This window comes from Mesorhizobium sp. B2-8-5, assembly GCF_006440675.2.
GTDB lineage: Bacteria > Pseudomonadota > Alphaproteobacteria > Rhizobiales > Rhizobiaceae > Mesorhizobium.
Map to the genome: position 1 here is coordinate 2,039,548 of NZ_CP083951.1, position 14,694 is coordinate 2,054,241.

The 14,694-nt window shown below is 62.8% G+C and carries 11 protein-coding genes and 1 tRNA gene; 7 read left to right on the plus strand and 5 right to left on the minus strand.

Annotated features, from left to right (window positions below; all coding sequences use genetic code 11):
• The first annotated feature begins 367 nt into the window (after window positions 1–367).
• Window positions 368–781 (plus strand): hypothetical protein, encoded by a 414-nt coding sequence (locus FJ430_RS09845; protein WP_140706900.1) that lies wholly within the window; start codon window positions 368–370, stop codon window positions 779–781.
• Between the two features lie 69 nt (window positions 782–850).
• Window positions 851–1,018, plus strand: coding sequence for a hypothetical protein (locus FJ430_RS09850; protein WP_181175468.1), 168 nt, complete (start codon window positions 851–853; stop codon window positions 1,016–1,018).
• Between the two features lie 616 nt (window positions 1,019–1,634).
• Here the strand turns inward: FJ430_RS09850 and FJ430_RS09855 are convergent.
• Together FJ430_RS09855 and cpdR are read right to left on the minus strand one after the other, a co-directional pair.
• Window positions 1,635–1,709: transfer RNA gene (locus FJ430_RS09855), tRNA-Val, on the minus strand.
• A gap of 127 nt (window positions 1,710–1,836) precedes the next feature.
• Entirely contained in the window at window positions 1,837–2,199 is a 363-nt protein-coding gene (cpdR, locus tag FJ430_RS09860; protein ID WP_006199474.1) for a cell cycle two-component system response regulator CpdR, read from the minus strand.
• Between the two features lie 164 nt (window positions 2,200–2,363).
• On the opposite strand from cpdR, the gene FJ430_RS09865 reads away from it, so the two are divergent.
• Window positions 2,364–3,305 (plus strand): N-formylglutamate amidohydrolase, encoded by a 942-nt coding sequence (locus FJ430_RS09865; protein WP_140706902.1) that lies wholly within the window; start codon window positions 2,364–2,366, stop codon window positions 3,303–3,305.
• A gap of 356 nt (window positions 3,306–3,661) precedes the next feature.
• The gene (gene hisN, locus FJ430_RS09870; protein ID WP_140706904.1) at window positions 3,662–4,435 is read left to right on the plus strand and encodes a histidinol-phosphatase; all 774 of its coding nucleotides are present in this window, start codon (window positions 3,662–3,664) and stop codon (window positions 4,433–4,435) included.
• A gap of 45 nt (window positions 4,436–4,480) precedes the next feature.
• Here the strand turns inward: hisN and FJ430_RS09875 are convergent, their stop codons facing one another.
• Window positions 4,481–5,437: an alpha/beta fold hydrolase gene (locus FJ430_RS09875; RefSeq protein ID WP_140706906.1), complete on the minus strand. Its 957-nt coding sequence runs from the start codon at window positions 5,435–5,437 to the stop codon at window positions 4,481–4,483.
• A 519-nt stretch (window positions 5,438–5,956) separates the two neighbouring features.
• On the opposite strand from FJ430_RS09875, the gene FJ430_RS09880 reads away from it, so the two are divergent.
• Together FJ430_RS09880 and FJ430_RS09885 are read left to right on the plus strand one after the other, a co-directional pair.
• Window positions 5,957–6,424: an Hsp20 family protein gene (locus FJ430_RS09880; protein ID WP_140642283.1), complete on the plus strand. Its 468-nt coding sequence runs from the start codon at window positions 5,957–5,959 to the stop codon at window positions 6,422–6,424.
• Window positions 6,425–6,556: 132 nt separating this feature from the next.
• Window positions 6,557–7,309, plus strand: coding sequence for a sulfite exporter TauE/SafE family protein (locus FJ430_RS09885; RefSeq protein ID WP_140706908.1), 753 nt, complete (start codon window positions 6,557–6,559; stop codon window positions 7,307–7,309).
• 6 nt (window positions 7,310–7,315) lie between these two features.
• Here the strand turns inward: FJ430_RS09885 and FJ430_RS09890 are convergent, their stop codons facing one another.
• Window positions 7,316–8,209, minus strand: a complete 894-nt coding sequence (locus FJ430_RS09890; RefSeq protein WP_140706910.1) for an MBL fold metallo-hydrolase — start codon at window positions 8,207–8,209, stop codon at window positions 7,316–7,318.
• Between the two features lie 25 nt (window positions 8,210–8,234).
• A complete protein-coding gene (locus FJ430_RS09895; RefSeq protein ID WP_140706912.1) occupies window positions 8,235–9,284 on the minus strand; it encodes a threonine aldolase family protein in 1,050 nt (349 codons plus the stop codon).
• A 490-nt stretch (window positions 9,285–9,774) separates the two neighbouring features.
• On the opposite strand from FJ430_RS09895, the gene gltB reads away from it, so the two are divergent.
• The gene (gene gltB, locus FJ430_RS09900) at window positions 9,775–14,511 is read left to right on the plus strand and encodes a glutamate synthase large subunit (RefSeq protein ID WP_140706914.1); all 4,737 of its coding nucleotides are present in this window, start codon (window positions 9,775–9,777) and stop codon (window positions 14,509–14,511) included.
• Window positions 14,512–14,694 lie beyond the last annotated feature (183 nt).

A 14,694-nucleotide genomic window follows, 5' to 3' on the forward strand; every position in this document is an offset into this window, starting at 1 on the left:
GGAGTGTTCTCCGCCAGATGGCTTGACTAAGTTATTCGGAAGGCGTGACAAGGATTGAACTTGTGACCCCTGCAATGTCAATGCAGTTCGTTCTCTGATTTCATTGCGAAATTGGCCCCAAATGAACGTGAACAGAGCAAAAACATTCGAAATATCTGTGCCGTTCCTGTGCCAGAGAGTGCGATCTTCCCTGTGTGTCAGCCAAAGGAAAAGGTGCCGTTTCGGCGGGCCGGCAAAATACGATACTCAATCGAGCGGTTATCGAATTCTTCGCCAATAACGGTCATTTGATAGCACGACACATGGTGTTTTGCCGGGGCGCCTCTAGAACACTCGGGATATCTACTTCAACGAAGGGGCGACAAAGATGGGCTACCGCGTTACTGCTGTTGGGATCGCGCTTATTTTTTTGGGACTTGGCGGAGGCCAGGCCGCCGCATGGGGGAACTCGAAAACCCTCGAAAGGACAGCGCTTTCGGGGAAGGAAATCAAAGTCTACGACGGAGCTAGCGTTAACCCCGACTGCTCGAACGCGGGCCCGGTCGATCTGAAGGCGGTTTCCGGACCGAGTCACGGGAAAATCTCCATCGTCAACGCGAAGACGTTTCCTCACTTCACCAAAAGCAACATTCGATGGAAATGCAATTTCCGTAAGGTGGACGGCATAAAGGTGCTGTACCGGTCCATGTCAGGGTTCAAAGGCCATGACCAGATCGCCCTGTCGGTACACACATACGATGGCGCATCCTACAGCATCACGATCAACGTGAAGGTTGAGTAGCGCAATTCGCGTTCCCTCGGAGGGCACCACGGCCACCACCCGCCCGTTCACCATCGCCGCGGACGCACCTTGAACGCTATCGATCCCGTCTCAACCTACATCGCCGCCATCGGCGCCGTGATGCTCGCCATCGCAGTTTGGCGCTACCGGCAGCGCGATTATGATCGGGATGGCAGCAAACGCTCTCATGGCCGTGCTGCTCTTGCCGCCTTAGTTCAGACGAGCCCTGTCATATGATTGAGCAACATTGCGCAAGCCGCGTATCCGGCCAACGAAACCAGTGGAAAGGCATAGAAATCTATATCAATGCATGGATGCTAATTTAGCCTTCTCTTTGGCCGACTCACCCTTACCGAGTCGGTTGGGCCCGGCGGTTCAACCCAACGCAAACCCCAACGCGGAACTGTCGGGCCGCTCTATGGGGAAGGCGTCCAGCTCTTGCGCTGCTCCGACGCGCTGGCGCCCTTCGTTGCCGACAAGGCGCCCAGGCTGAATTAGCTGGCCAGACATACGAACCCGGCCTGCGGGAAGTCGGGGGACTAGGGCAGACAGGCCGGGCCCTTACCCCGGATTGCTGCGCGGGGCAGGCGAATATTATGCGCCAATTGGCAGGTTTCTGCATCAATGATTTTAGTGACAACTAATGAAATTAGGCCGCGCAACAAAAATCCCGCCGACAGAGGCCTACGGGCTGTTCAGCGAGGGGAATCCATCGCAGCACGGCTGCGTGCACTTTCACAAATATTAAGACGCCGCCTGCTCACGTCGCCACCGGGCGCGACCAGTGGCTGCAATGCTCCTAGCCGGTGTGCTCGGGGTCTAGTGGCGGAGATCGGCGAAGTTATTGGAAGGATGGTGGGCGTGACAAGGATTGAACTTGTGACCCCTGCAATGTCAATGCAGTGCTCTCCCGCTGAGCTACACGCCCATCCGAAGCCGCGCATACACCACTTTTGATCCGGCGCGTCAATAGCGGGAATGTGGAAAGACGGCTTCCGTTTGTCGCATCGGCGAAGCGCCCGCCGATGGGGCCTCAATGCGAACCAGAAGACGGCTCAGGCCGCCTGCAGCATCTTCTCGACCTCGTTGACGAGATCGCGCAGATGGAAGGGCTTCGACAGCACCTTGGCGTCCTTGGGTGCCTTGGAATCGGGATTGAGCGCGACCGCGGCAAAGCCGGTGATGAACATCACCTTGAGGTCCGGATCGATCTCGGTGGCGCGGCGGGCGAGCTCGATGCCATCCATCTCCGGCATGACGATGTCGGTCAGGAGCAGCGAAAAAGGTTCCTCGCGCAGCCGCTCATAGGCGCTGGCGCCATTGTCGAAATCGCTTACCTGGTAGCCGGCGCGCTCCAGCGCCTTGACGAGGAAGCGGCGCATATCGTCATCGTCTTCCGCCAGCAGAATGCGTGCCATCATATCCCGTCCGAATCACCCGCCCCAAGCCTGCCGCCGGGCAAGACCGTTAACCATCCTGTATATGCGGTCGCGCCGGTAAACATCAAGTGAATGAAGGGCATCCGACATCCGGCTCGAGGCGCGGTTTCACCGCCTGAAATGCTGGACATGCCGGGCGCAAGATGGCAATTTCATGCCATGATGCAGTGCTGTTTCCTGGTTCATACAAATTGAAGACGGCAGCCGAGGATTTTTCGGTCGTTCCACCCTTCGAAATCCGATCGGGCGCCGAACAGCGCGTGCCTTTCCTGTTCAACTCACCGCATAGCGGCCGCCACTATCCGGAGCGCTTCCTGGCCATGGCGCGGCTCGACCGCAACGCCATTCGCCGGTCGGAGGACTGCTATGTCGAGGAGCTCTTCGGCGGCGCCGTGGCGCTCGGCGCGCCGTTGCTGGCCGCCAATTTTCCGCGTGCCTATCTCGACGTCAACCGCGAGCCCTGGGAACTCGATCCGCGCATGTTCGCGGAGCCAATGCCGTCCTTCTGCAACATCCGCTCGGCGCGTGTCGCCGGCGGGCTCGGCACGGTGCCGAAACTGGTCGGCGAGGGGCTCGATATCTATCCCGGCCGGCTGCCGCTGGCCGAGGCGGTGGGACGCGTCGAAGCGGTGTACAAGCCCTATCACGAGACGCTTAAGCGGCTCCTGACCAGGACGCATGCCAGGTTCGGCTATGCCGTGCTGATCGATTGCCATTCGATGCCGGCCAGCATCCGCGTCGGCGACAATGGTGTGCGGCCCGACTTCATCATCGGCGACCGGTTCGGCATTTCAGCATCGCCGGCGCTCACCGAGATGGCCATCAGCCTGCTTGTCGACATGGGCTACACGGTCGCGCACAACAAGCCTTATGCCGGAGGCTTCATCACCGAGCATTATGGCAGGCCGGCAAGGCATCTGCATGCGCTGCAGATCGAGGTCAATCGCGGGCTTTACATGGACGAGCGGACGTTCCAGAAATCGGCCAGCTTCGACGCTTTGGCCTGCAACCTGACCCGCTTCTCGGCCGATTTGATGTCGATGCCCGACCATCATTTCGTCGATTTGCCGCTCGCGGCGGAATGACGGCGCGGTCGGCGCGCCGGGTTCTTATAAACGCAATTCCGGACGGAAAACCGCTTCACACTTTTCCTGGAATTGCTCGAAAAAAAGACCGCATCGTTTTCACGACACGGTCGAAGTCTAGGGAGGAAACGCCCAAGGAGGGCATGGACAGGAAAACCTGTCCGATGACAAAATTATTGTGCGCCGCACAAATGTCAATCGACAGCAGGCTTTTTTAATTCAATATGATGTGGAAATTCCGCTTCGGCGGCTCAGATGTGACATTCGGGCAACAGAAAACGGGCATCTGGCCGGTCTTCAGCGCGGCTGTTCCGTGAGAAAGAGCGGCTGGCAAAGGCCGCGATGGGGAGAGCGACTTGGATATCAGCACCGATTTCATGCGGCGCATCGCGCATGCCGCCGCCGCCGAAACCTTGCCGCGCTTCCGCAGCCAGGGGGTGGTCACCAACAAGCTTGCGGGAAGCTTCGATCCGGTGACGGAGGCCGATCGCGAGGCGGAGCGCGCGATCCGGGCGCTGATTTCCGCCGAATATCCCGAGCACGGCATTCTCGGCGAGGAACATGGCAGCCAGAACCTCACCAGCCGGCATGTCTGGGTGATCGACCCGATCGACGGCACCCGCGCCTTCATTTCCGGCGTCCCGGTGTGGGGAACGTTGGTCGGGTTCACCGTCGACGGCGACGCGGTCGCCGGCATGATGTCGCAACCTTTCACCGGCGAGCTGTTCTACGCCAACGCTTCCGGCTCGCACTACGAGGGACCGGGCGGCCCGCGCAGGCTCGCGACCCGCAAGACGACCGACCTTGCGCAAGCGACGCTGTTCACGACCACGCCGGCCCTGTTCAAGGGCGATGCGCGCAAGCGTTACGACCAGTTCGAGACAAAGGTGCAACTCGCCCGCTACGGCACCGACTGCTACGCCTTCGCCATGCTGGCCGCGGGCAGCGTCGACATCGTCGCCGACCCGGGCCTGAAGCCCTACGACATCGTGGCGCTGATCCCGATCATTGAGAAGGCCGGCGGCGTCATCACCACTTTCGAAGGCGGACCGGCGGAAAAGGGCGGCGACGTATTGGCAGCGGCGACGCCCGAGCTTCACGCTGCGGCGATGGCGGCGCTGCGCGGCTGATGCGCCAAGCGGCAAGGGCTGGTCGCCGCAGGATTTCGATCGCGCTCAGGGAGCGTCGCCGGTGCCCGGAATGAAGGCGTCGAAAGCGGCCAGGAGCTGCTCGCGGTAGATGTCCTTCTCCTGCAGGATTTCGTGCTCGGCGCCGTCGATCATCAACAGCGAGCCGACGCGCAGTTTCCTGGCATAGGCTTCCACCGCCCTCGTCGAGACCACCCGGTCGGCGCCGGCGGCGACGATCAGCATCGGCACCTTCACCCTGGCCATGAAATCCGGATCGCTGACGGCTTCCGCGGCGGCAGCGGCGGCCTTCAGCCAGCGGATCGTCGGGCCGCCGAGCGCGAGCTGCGGCCAGGCCTCGTAGATCCCGACATTGCGTCGGTAGCGCCCGGGATCCGAGGTCACCTTGTTCATTTCGAAAGGCGGCGGCACTTTCGGCCGCGGACCGAGCGCGGCATAGAGCCAGCCGAGACCCAGCGCGCAGAAGACCGCGCAGACGCGCCGCACCGTGCTTATCGAAACCGGCAGGTCGGGCACCGCGAGGAACGGCGTCAGCAGCACCATGCGGCGCACGCGGTTGACCATCGATGGCGAGGCAAGCAGCGCAATCACCGCGCCCGTGGAGTGGGCGAGGATGTAATAGGGACCACGGCAGTCAGGCAGCACGATCTCCTCGAAAAATTGCTCGAGGTCGCGCGTATAGTCGCGAAAGCTGCGGACATAGCCGCGCTGGCGGTCGCGCAGCAGGCGGCTGGAATCGCCCTGGCCGCGCCAGTCGAGGACAGCGACGCTGAAGCCGCGATCGGCGAGATCGCGAATGGTCTCGAAATATTTCTCGATGCATTCGTTGCGCCCCGTCAGCAGAACCACCGTGCCCTGCAGCGGGCGGCTGACAGCGGCAAAGACGCCGTAGCGGATCTTCTTGCCGTCTCGCGTGGTGAAGAAGCCGCCTGCGGCATTCTGCGGCGCGGGATTGTCTTCGGTGCGATGGAAAAGATCCGTCATTCGGCGCGTCGATGGTTGCTCTTTTGCCCGGACGGGCGAGGCGTCGGCATGGTGATAGACGGCCAGGCGGCAAAAGCAAAGGCGTTGCGAGGATTTACGCGGCTGCCAGCGCAGGGGGAAGGCCGGAAGTGCCTGCGGCGCACTTCCGGCCTCTGTCGATCCGGGAGGAAGGGACGTTGCACCCGGTTCGGCCTCGTCGCGGCGCAGGGAAAGAGGCGCCGCTTGTCTCTGTGTCTTGACGCAATTCCGGACGGAAAACCGCTTCGCACTTCTCCTGGAATTGCTCGAACGTGACCAAGCCTAGCGCTGCATGACTGAACGGATGCCGAAGCGGTGGTTCATCCACCGTTCATGAACGTGGCCGCATTGCGACCGCGAAGAAAACCTTGAAATGGCTTTTTGAGCTTCCCAAATGAAGGTTGTGGCCGCCGATGTCGGGGCCGCTGGCCCATCCGGAACGCCTTTCGAGGGTTTCGCACCGGTCACACGCAAACCATGTTGCTCAAAAGGAGAACACCTATGCGTCACGTTGATTTTTCCCCGCTTTATCGTTCGACTGTCGGCTTCGACCGGCTGTTCACCATGCTCGACTCGCTCGGCCAGCCCGAGACCGCGCAGACCTACCCGCCCTATAATATCGAGCGCACCGGCGAGAACGCCTATCGCATCTCGATGGCCGTTGCCGGCTTCTCCGAAGACGAGATCTCGATCGAGGCGCACCGCAACGTGCTGACCGTCAAGGGCGAGCGCAAGGAAGAGAACAACGGCGAGGGTTCGGAGCTGCTCTATCGCGGCATCGCCTCCCGCTCCTTCGAGCGCCGCTTCCAGCTGGCCGATCACGTCGAAGTGGAAGGCGCCACGCTGAAGAACGGCCTGCTCTTCGTCGACCTCAAGCGTAACATTCCCGAGGAGCTGAAGCCGCGCAAGATCGCGATTACCCAGTCTTCGGACAAGGCCAAGCAGATCGAGGCCAAGGCCGCCGCGTAATCCGCGGGCTCCATCGCAGACGACGTCTCCCTCCCGAGACGGAAGCGGCGCCGAGAGGCGCCGCTTTTTTGTGCCACCCGCAACGAGCCTTTCTGGCTCTTTGAAGCATGCGGCGGCGGATCATGAAGGGCGATGTCCGATTTTTCCCTGCTGCTGACGCTCATCGTCGCAATCACTTTCCTGCTCGCCGGAATCGTCAAAGGCGTGACCGGCATGGGCCTGCCGACGCTAGCGATGGGCCTGTTGGGCACGATCATGCCGCCGGTGACCGCGGCATCGCTGCTCATCGTGCCCTCCTTCGTCACCAATGTCTGGCAGCTTTTCGCCGGCCCGAGTTTTTCCGCGATCCTGCGCCGGCTGTGGCTGATGATGGCGGGCATCCTGATCGGCACCATCGCCGGTTCGCGGCTGCTCGCCAGCGACAACGTCAAATGGACGACCGCCGGCCTCGGCGCGGCATTGATCGTCTATGCCGCCTACAGCCTGCTCGCGCGGCAGCCGACGGTGTCGGCACTCGCCGAACGCTGGTCGTCGCCGTTTGTGGGTTTCCTCACCGGCCTGGTCACGGGCGGCACCGGCGTCTTCGTCGTGCCTGCCGTCCCCTACATCCAGGCGCTGGGCTTGAGCCGCGATGATCTCATCCAGGCACTCGGCCTCTCCTTCACGGTGTCGACGATCGCCCTGGCGCTAGGCCTTGCCTCGCATGGCGCCTTCGAGGCCGGGCATCTGGCGATGTCCTCACTCGCCGTGCTGCCGGCCTTGCTCGGCATGTGGCTGGGGCAGGTGCTGCGCCAGAAAATCAGCCCAGCGACTTTCCGTCGATGGTTCCTGATCTTTCTGGTCCTGCTCGGCGTCGAGCTGTTGCTGCGGCCCTTCCTCGCCTAGCGCACATTACCGGCGCTTCGCCGCGATAGCGGCCTCCACGTTCTGCCGGTGAACGGGTTCATAAGGCGCAAAATACTCAACCGCCGTTGTCGCAAAAATGTCGGCGCCGAAGGTCCTCAAATCCTGCTTCGCCAGGTCGGGGTCTTGCCGGCAGGCAAGCAGCTTTCGGACATAGGCTTCGGTCGCCGCGATGAAGCTTCTGTCATAGCCGCCGGCTTCGATTGCCTCGAAGGAACCGTGGTTGGGCAGGATTCGATCGAACCGCCAGCCAGACATGCGCTCGAGGTCGATCAAGTGTTCCGCCAGACGCTCCGGTTCCGAGACATAGGTGACGGAATCTTCCAGCGTATCGCCCGCAAGCAGCAGGCCAGCTTGGGGCATCAGCAGCACCGTGCCGTCATGGCTGTGGATTTCGACCTGGCGCAGTTCGATCGAGATCGCCCCCACCGTCAGGCTGAGGCTGTTGTCGAACGTCCTGTTGGGCATAACGAGCGGCTTGATCGGCGGGTTGCCGCTTTCGATCTCGGCGCGGCCGCGTTCGAGTGCCGAGGCGGTCAGGGTGTTGGCGATGATCTCGCAGTCCTGGAACACCTCGTTGCCGGCGATATGGTCGTCATGCCAGTGGCTGAGAACGACGCGTATCGAGGTCACGCCCAGCTCTTCGAGGGTTTTCCGGATGAAGCGGGCATGGGGCAGGGATATGTGCGTGTCGTAGACGAGCGCCTGCGATCCATCGACGATCGCATAGGTGCAGATGCCGAGCGTGTAAGCGCCGTCGTCGAGCCAATTCGACTCGTCCGACCAGATGCGTACGCCATCGACACGGCCATCATAGAAGCCGAGCACGTTCGGCGCCGGACGGATCAGCCGCATCGTCGAGCCGAGAGGCGGTCTGGTCATTAGCTTGCCCTCGACTATTACAAGCTCAAGCCAGCAGTTGGCCGAGACGGTCGATCTCTGCCGTCGTGGTGGCGAAGCTGGCGACGAAGCGGTAGATCGCTTCATTGTCGCCGAGGTGGCCATCGAAACCCTGCGGCACGCCCCATTCATAGAATTTGGCGCCGGCCGCCTGCAGCTTTTCCGCCGTGGCCCGACCGAGTATGGCGAAGACCTCATTGGCCTGCGGCAGCCAGGCGAGCTTGCCGACCGGCGCATCCTCGATCGTCTCGGCCAGGTGTGCAGCCATCTGATTGGCATGCCCGGCCATCCTCAACCACAGATCGTCGGTGAAATAGGCCTCGAACTGGGCCGAGATGAAGCGGGCCTTGGAGAAGGTCTGTCCGGCGCGCTGGCGCAGCAGACGCAAATCCTTGCCGACGTCCGGATTGAGGACCACCACCGCGTCCGCCATCCAGCAGCCGTTCTTGGTGCCGCCGAAGGAGATGAGGTCGACGCCGCTCTTCCAAGTCATTTCGGCCGGGCTGACGCCCGTCGCGGCAATCGCATTGGCGAAGCGCGCGCCGTCCATATGCAGCGGCAGCTTGTGGCGGCGGCTGACCTCTGCGATCGCCTTGACGTCGTCGACGCCGTAGACCGTGCCGACCTCGGTCGCCTGGGTTACGGTGACCGCCATCGGCTGACCGGCGGGCGCCAGATCCTGAGAATAACGCCTTATCGCGCGGTCGAGAGCCTCCGGGTTCATGCGCCCCAGCGGTCCCGGCACCGGCGCCATGCGCGCGCCGCCGGTGTAGAAACCCATCGCCCCGAACTCGTCGACATTCATGTGCGCTTCGGAATGGCAGAGCGCGATGCCGCCGACGCGGTTCAATGCAGCCATCGAAAGCGCGTTGGCCGCCGTGCCGGTCCCGACGAAGAAGACCTGCACCTCGCGTTCGAAGATATCGTTGAAGCGGCGATAGACGGCGCGGTCCAGGTCGCCGTCACCGTAAGCGACAGCGGTGCCGGCGGCATGACGCGACAGGTTGGCCGAAATGTCGGGGTGGACGCCCGCCCAGTTGTCGGATGCAAAGAACATCGAAAGGTCCATATCGTGATTGGCAAAAGCGGCGGGACTTGACCGCTTCGGCAGTCGAAGCGCAAGGGCCAATCATCGGCAAAGCGGTGAAGCCAGCAATCGAGGCCAGAGGGCCCGGACCAAAGCTTGCGTTTCCTGCGCTTGCCACGAAATTTTGTGTCGCGGCGCCGCCAAGTTTTTTGTGAATCGGTCTTGTGTAGCCACCTGATTTCTGGCATAAAAAATTTAGGACAGTAGTGCTGTCTTATTTTGTCGCACAAAACAGGCTGGACTGGCGTATGATCGCTGCCATTCCGGCCATTGTCGCGAGCGGCGGGTAGACGGCCCGGCTCTGGCCTGTACGATACCGGATGCGAACCGGGCGTATAGCCGTATGGTTCGATTGATTTCGCGAGACGTGCCGCAGGATGAAGGGGAAGCATCATGCTTCCCAAGGCAAACCAGCGCCCTGAAACGGTCGGGGCCAAGGTGGAGAACGGAGGATAGGACGATGACGGAACTGACGCCATCTGCGATCAACGGCCGGGCCGCGCAGACGAAAGCGACAGCCGTTAAAAATACCGTCCTGACCAAAGGGGTGCGAACTGCCAACGGCATGACCGCGCAGGGCCTTTACGATCCGCGCAACGAGCATGACGCCTGCGGCGTCGGCTTCATCGCCAATATGAAGGGGTTGAAGTCGCACCAGATCGTCGCGGACGGTCTGGCGATGCTGGAAAACCTCACCCATCGCGGCGCCGTCGGCGCCGATCCGCTGGTCGGCGACGGCGCCGGCGTGCTGGTGCAGATCCCGGACCAGTTCTTCCGCGAGGAAATGGCCGCCAAGGGCGTCGAACTGCCGCCGGCAGGTCAATATGGCGTCGGCCATTGGTTCATGCCCCAGGACGCGGCACTGCGCGCCCATATCGAAGAGATCATCGCCGAATCGGCGCAGTCGGAAGGGCTGCCGCTCATCGGCTTCCGCGATGTGCCGGTCGACAATTCGTCGCTTTCGAAGGCGCCCGGTATCGTGGCATCCGAGCCGTTCCATCGGCAGGTGTTCATCGGCCGCACGTCCGACATTACCGACGACGAGGAGTATGAGGCCAGGCTTTACCTGCTGCGCAAGGTGATTTCGGGCCGAATCTATGCCGAGAACGACAACAAGGACATCGGCGCCTATTGCGTGTCGCTGTCGGCGCGTACCATCGTCTACAAGGGCATGTTCCTGGCCTATCAGGTCGGCGCCTATTACAAGGATCTCACCGATCCGCGCTTCGAAACCGCGCTGATCCTCGTCCACCAGCGTTTCTCGACCAACACCTTCCCGTCCTGGAAGCTGGCGCATCCCTACCGCATGGTCGCGCATAATGGCGAGATCAACACGGTGCGCGGCAACAACAACTGGATGGCGGCGCGCCAGGCCTCGGTCGATTCCGAACTGTTCGGCAACAACATCTCGAAGTTGTGGCCGATCTCCTATGACGGCCAGTCCGACACGGCGTGCTTCGACAACGCGCTTGAGTTCCTGTTCCAAGGGGGCTATTCGCTCAGCCACGCCATGATGATGCTGATCCCGGAAGCCTGGGCCGGCAACAAGCTCATGGATGCAGACCGCAAGGCTTTCTACGAGTACCACGCGGCGCTCATGGAGCCGTGGGACGGACCGGCGGCGGTGGTCTTCACCGACGGCCGCCAGATCGGCGCCACCCTCGACCGCAACGGCCTGCGTCCGGCGCGCTACATCGTCACCGATGACGACCGCGTCATCATGGCTTCGGAGGCCGGCGTGCTGCCGGTGCCGGAGGAAAAGATCGTGCAGAAGTGGCGGCTGCAGCCGGGCCGCATGCTGCTCATCGATCTCGCCAAGGGCCGCATCGTCTCCGATGAGGAGATCAAGTCGGAGATCGCGACCAGGCACCCCTACAAGACCTGGCTCGCCAACACGCAGCTCATTCTCGAAGACCTGAAGCCGGTCGAACCGCGCGCGCTGCGCAAGGATGTCAGCCTGCTCGATCGCCAGCAGTCCTTCGGCTACACGCAGGAAGACACCAAGCTTCTGATGGCGCCGATGGCCACCACCGGCCAGGAAGCGGTGGGTTCGATGGGCACCGACACGCCGATTTCGGCGATGTCGGACAAGTCGAAGCTGCTCTACACCTATTTCAAGCAGAACTTCGCCCAGGTCACCAACCCGCCGATCGACCCGATCCGCGAGGAGCTGGTGATGAGCCTGGTGTCGTTCATCGGCCCGCGGCCGAACATCTTTGACCTGGTCGGCACGTCGCGCCGCAAGCGGCTCGAAGTGCGACAGCCGATCCTGACCAATGGCGACCTGGAGAAGATCCGTTCCATCGGCCACACCGAAGACCGTTTCGATACCAAGACGATCGACATCACCTACGGCTCGAACGAGGGCGCTGCCGGCATGCAGGGCGCCATCGACCGGCTCTGCGAACGGGCCGAGGCGGCGGTCGCAGGCGGCTACAACATCATCATCCTGTCCGACCGCCAGGTCGGGCCGGACCGCATCGCCATTCCGTCGCTGCTGGCGACGGCGGCCGTGCACCATCACCTGATCCGCAAGGGCCTGCGCACCTCGGTCGGGCTGGTTGTGGAATCCGGCGAGCCGCGCGAGGTGCATCACTTCTGCTGCCTGGCCGGTTACGGCGCCGAGGCGATCAACCCGTATCTTGCCTTCGACACGCTGCTCGACATGCACAAGCGCGGCGAACTCCCGGAAGAGGTCGACGAGTACGAGGTGGTCTCGCGCTACATCAAGTCGATCGGCAAGGGCATCCTCAAGGTGATGTCCAAGATGGGCATCTCGACCTACCAGTCCTATTGCGGCGCGCAGATCTTCGACGCCATCGGGCTGAAGTCCGATTTCGTCGAGAAGTATTTCACCGGCACCGCGACGCTGATCGAAGGCGTCGGCCTGGACGAGATCGCCACCGAGACGCTCAGCCGCCACAGCGATGCTTTCGGCAGCGATCCGGTGCTGCGCAACAATCTCGACGTCGGCGGCGAATACATGTTCCGCATGCGCGGCGAGGCGCATATGTGGTCGCCCGACGCGGTGGCCAGCCTGCAGCACGCCGTGCGGCAGGGCTCATGGGACACGTTCAAGGACTATTCGGCGCAGATCGACAGCGCGACCGCGCGCGCCCAGACCATTCGCGGCCTGTTCAAGCTCAGAACCGCGGAAGAGACCGGCCGCAACAAGGTCCCGATCGAGGACGTCATGCCGGCGGCCGAGATCGTCAAGCGCTTCTCGACCGGGGCGATGTCGTTCGGCTCGATCTCGCGCGAGGCGCATACCACGCTGGCGCGGGCCATGAACGCCATCGGCGGCAAGTCCAACACCGGCGAGGGCGGCGAAGAGGCCGACCGCTATCTGCCGCTGCCCGGCGGCGGCAAGAACCCGGAACGCTCGGCGATCAAGCAGGTCGCGTCCGGACGGTTCGGCGTCACGGCGGAATATCTGGTCAATTCCGACGTCATGCAGATCAAGGTGGCGCAGGGCGCCAAGCCCGGCGAGGGCGGCCAGCTGCCCGGACACAAGGTCGACGCCACCATCGCCAAGGTCAGGCATTCGACGCCCGGCGTCGGCCTGATCTCGCCGCCGCCGCATCACGACATCTATTCGATCGAGGATTTGGCGCAGCTGATCTACGATCTGAAGAATGTCAATCCGGCGGCCGACGTCTCGGTCAAGCTGGTGTCGGAAGTCGGCGTCGGCACGGTCGCTGCGGGCGTCGCCAAGGCGCGCGCCGACCACATCACCATCTCCGGCTATGACGGCGGCACCGGCGCTTCGCCGTTGACCTCGCTCAAGCATGCCGGCAGCCCATGGGAAATGGGCCTTGCCGAGACACACCAGACGCTGGTGCTCAACGGCTTGCGCTCACGCGTGGCGCTGCAGGTCGATGGCGGCCTGCGTACCGGGCGCGACGTCATCATCGGCGCGCTGCTCGGCGCCGACGAGTTCGGCTTCTCGACCGCGCCGCTGATCGCGGCCGGCTGCATCATGATGCGCAAGTGCCACCTCAACACCTGCCCGGTCGGCGTGGCGACGCAGGACCCGGTGCTGCGCAAGCGCTTCAAGGGCACGCCCGAGCACGTCATCAATTTCTTCTTCTACGTGGCGGAAGAGGTGCGGGCGCTGCTTGCCGAGATGGGCTACACCCATCTCGATCAGATCATCGGCGACACCGACCTTCTGGAAAAGCGCGACGTCATCCAGCATTGGAAGGCGCGCGGGCTTGACTTCTCCAAGATGTTCTTCAAGCCGGACGCGCCGCATGAGGCGCTGCACTGGACCGAGCGGCAGAAGCATCCGATCGACGACGTGCTCGACCGCAAGCTGATCGAGGCGGCAAAGCCGGCGCTGGATGCCAAGCAGTCCGTTACCATCGAGCTGCCGATCCGCAATGTCGACCGCTCTGTCGGCGCCATGCTGTCGGGCGAGGTCGCCAAGCGCTTCAAGCACAAGGGCCTGCGTGAAGACACGATCAAGGTGAAGCTGACCGGCACCGCCGGCCAGTCCTTCGGCGCCTTCCTGGCGCGCGGCGTGTCGTTCGAGCTGGTCGGCGCGGGCAACGATTATGTCGGCAAGGGCCTGTCGGGCGGCCGCATCGTCATCCGCCCGCCGGAAGAGGCTAGAATCGTCGCGGCGGACTCGATCATCGTCGGCAACACGGTGCTTTACGGCGCCACCGAAGGGGAGGCTTACTTCGCCGGTGTCGCCGGCGAGCGCTTCGCCGTGCGCAATTCGGGCGTGGCGGCCGTCGTCGAGGGCGTCGGCGACCATGGCTGCGAATACATGACCGGCGGCATCGTCGTCGTGCTCGGCAAGACAGGGCGCAACTTCGCCGCCGGCATGTCGGGCGGCGTCGCCTATGTGCTGGACGAGAAGGGCGATTTCGCCGAGCGCTGCAACATGGCGATGGTCGAGCTGGAGCCGGTGCCGGAAGAGGACGACCTGATGGAGAAACTGCTCCATCACGGCGGCGACCTCGATCACAAGGGCCGCGTCGACGTGTCCGGCGACATGACCAGCCATGACGAGGAACGCCTCTACCAGCTGATCTCGAACCATGTGCATTTCACCGGTTCGGTGCGCGGCCGCGAGATTCTCGACGACTGGCAGAACTTCCGGCCGAAATTCCGAAAAATCATGCCGGTGGAATATCGCCGCGCATTGATCGAGATGGAACGCATGCGCATGAGCGTGGCGGCGGAATAAGCATCGGGCAGGCCGGAGAGATGGCTCTCCGGCCGGCATCCTCGCCAACAATCCTGACCCCGAGAGCATGACCCCGACAAGTGGGAACCGGTTTTCGGGCGAAGGTCATGCTCCAACAAGGTGCGGTTGCCAGGGCAGCCTTAAGGGGTTAACGGGTGCGCCGACAAAAAGCGTGCCTTCGGA

What these genes read in the sequence shown, in the direction of transcription:
- FJ430_RS09845 (WP_140706900.1), top strand. Translation starts at nt 368, where the DNA reads ATGGGCTACCGCGTTACTGCTGTTGGGATCGCGCTTATTTTTTTGGGA.
- cpdR (WP_006199474.1), bottom strand. Translation starts at nt 2,199, where the DNA reads ATGGCACGCATTCTGCTGGCGGAAGACGATGACGATATGCGCCGCTTC.
- FJ430_RS09865 (WP_140706902.1), top strand. Translation starts at nt 2,364, where the DNA reads ATGGCAATTTCATGCCATGATGCAGTGCTGTTTCCTGGTTCATACAAA.
- FJ430_RS09875 (WP_140706906.1), bottom strand. Translation starts at nt 5,437, where the DNA reads ATGACGGATCTTTTCCATCGCACCGAAGACAATCCCGCGCCGCAGAAT.
- FJ430_RS09880 (WP_140642283.1), top strand. Translation starts at nt 5,957, where the DNA reads ATGCGTCACGTTGATTTTTCCCCGCTTTATCGTTCGACTGTCGGCTTC.
- FJ430_RS09885 (WP_140706908.1), top strand. Translation starts at nt 6,557, where the DNA reads ATGTCCGATTTTTCCCTGCTGCTGACGCTCATCGTCGCAATCACTTTC.
- FJ430_RS09890 (WP_140706910.1), bottom strand. Translation starts at nt 8,209, where the DNA reads ATGACCAGACCGCCTCTCGGCTCGACGATGCGGCTGATCCGTCCGGCG.
- FJ430_RS09895 (WP_140706912.1), bottom strand. Translation starts at nt 9,284, where the DNA reads ATGTTCTTTGCATCCGACAACTGGGCGGGCGTCCACCCCGACATTTCG.
- gltB (WP_140706914.1), top strand. Translation starts at nt 9,775, where the DNA reads ATGACGGAACTGACGCCATCTGCGATCAACGGCCGGGCCGCGCAGACG.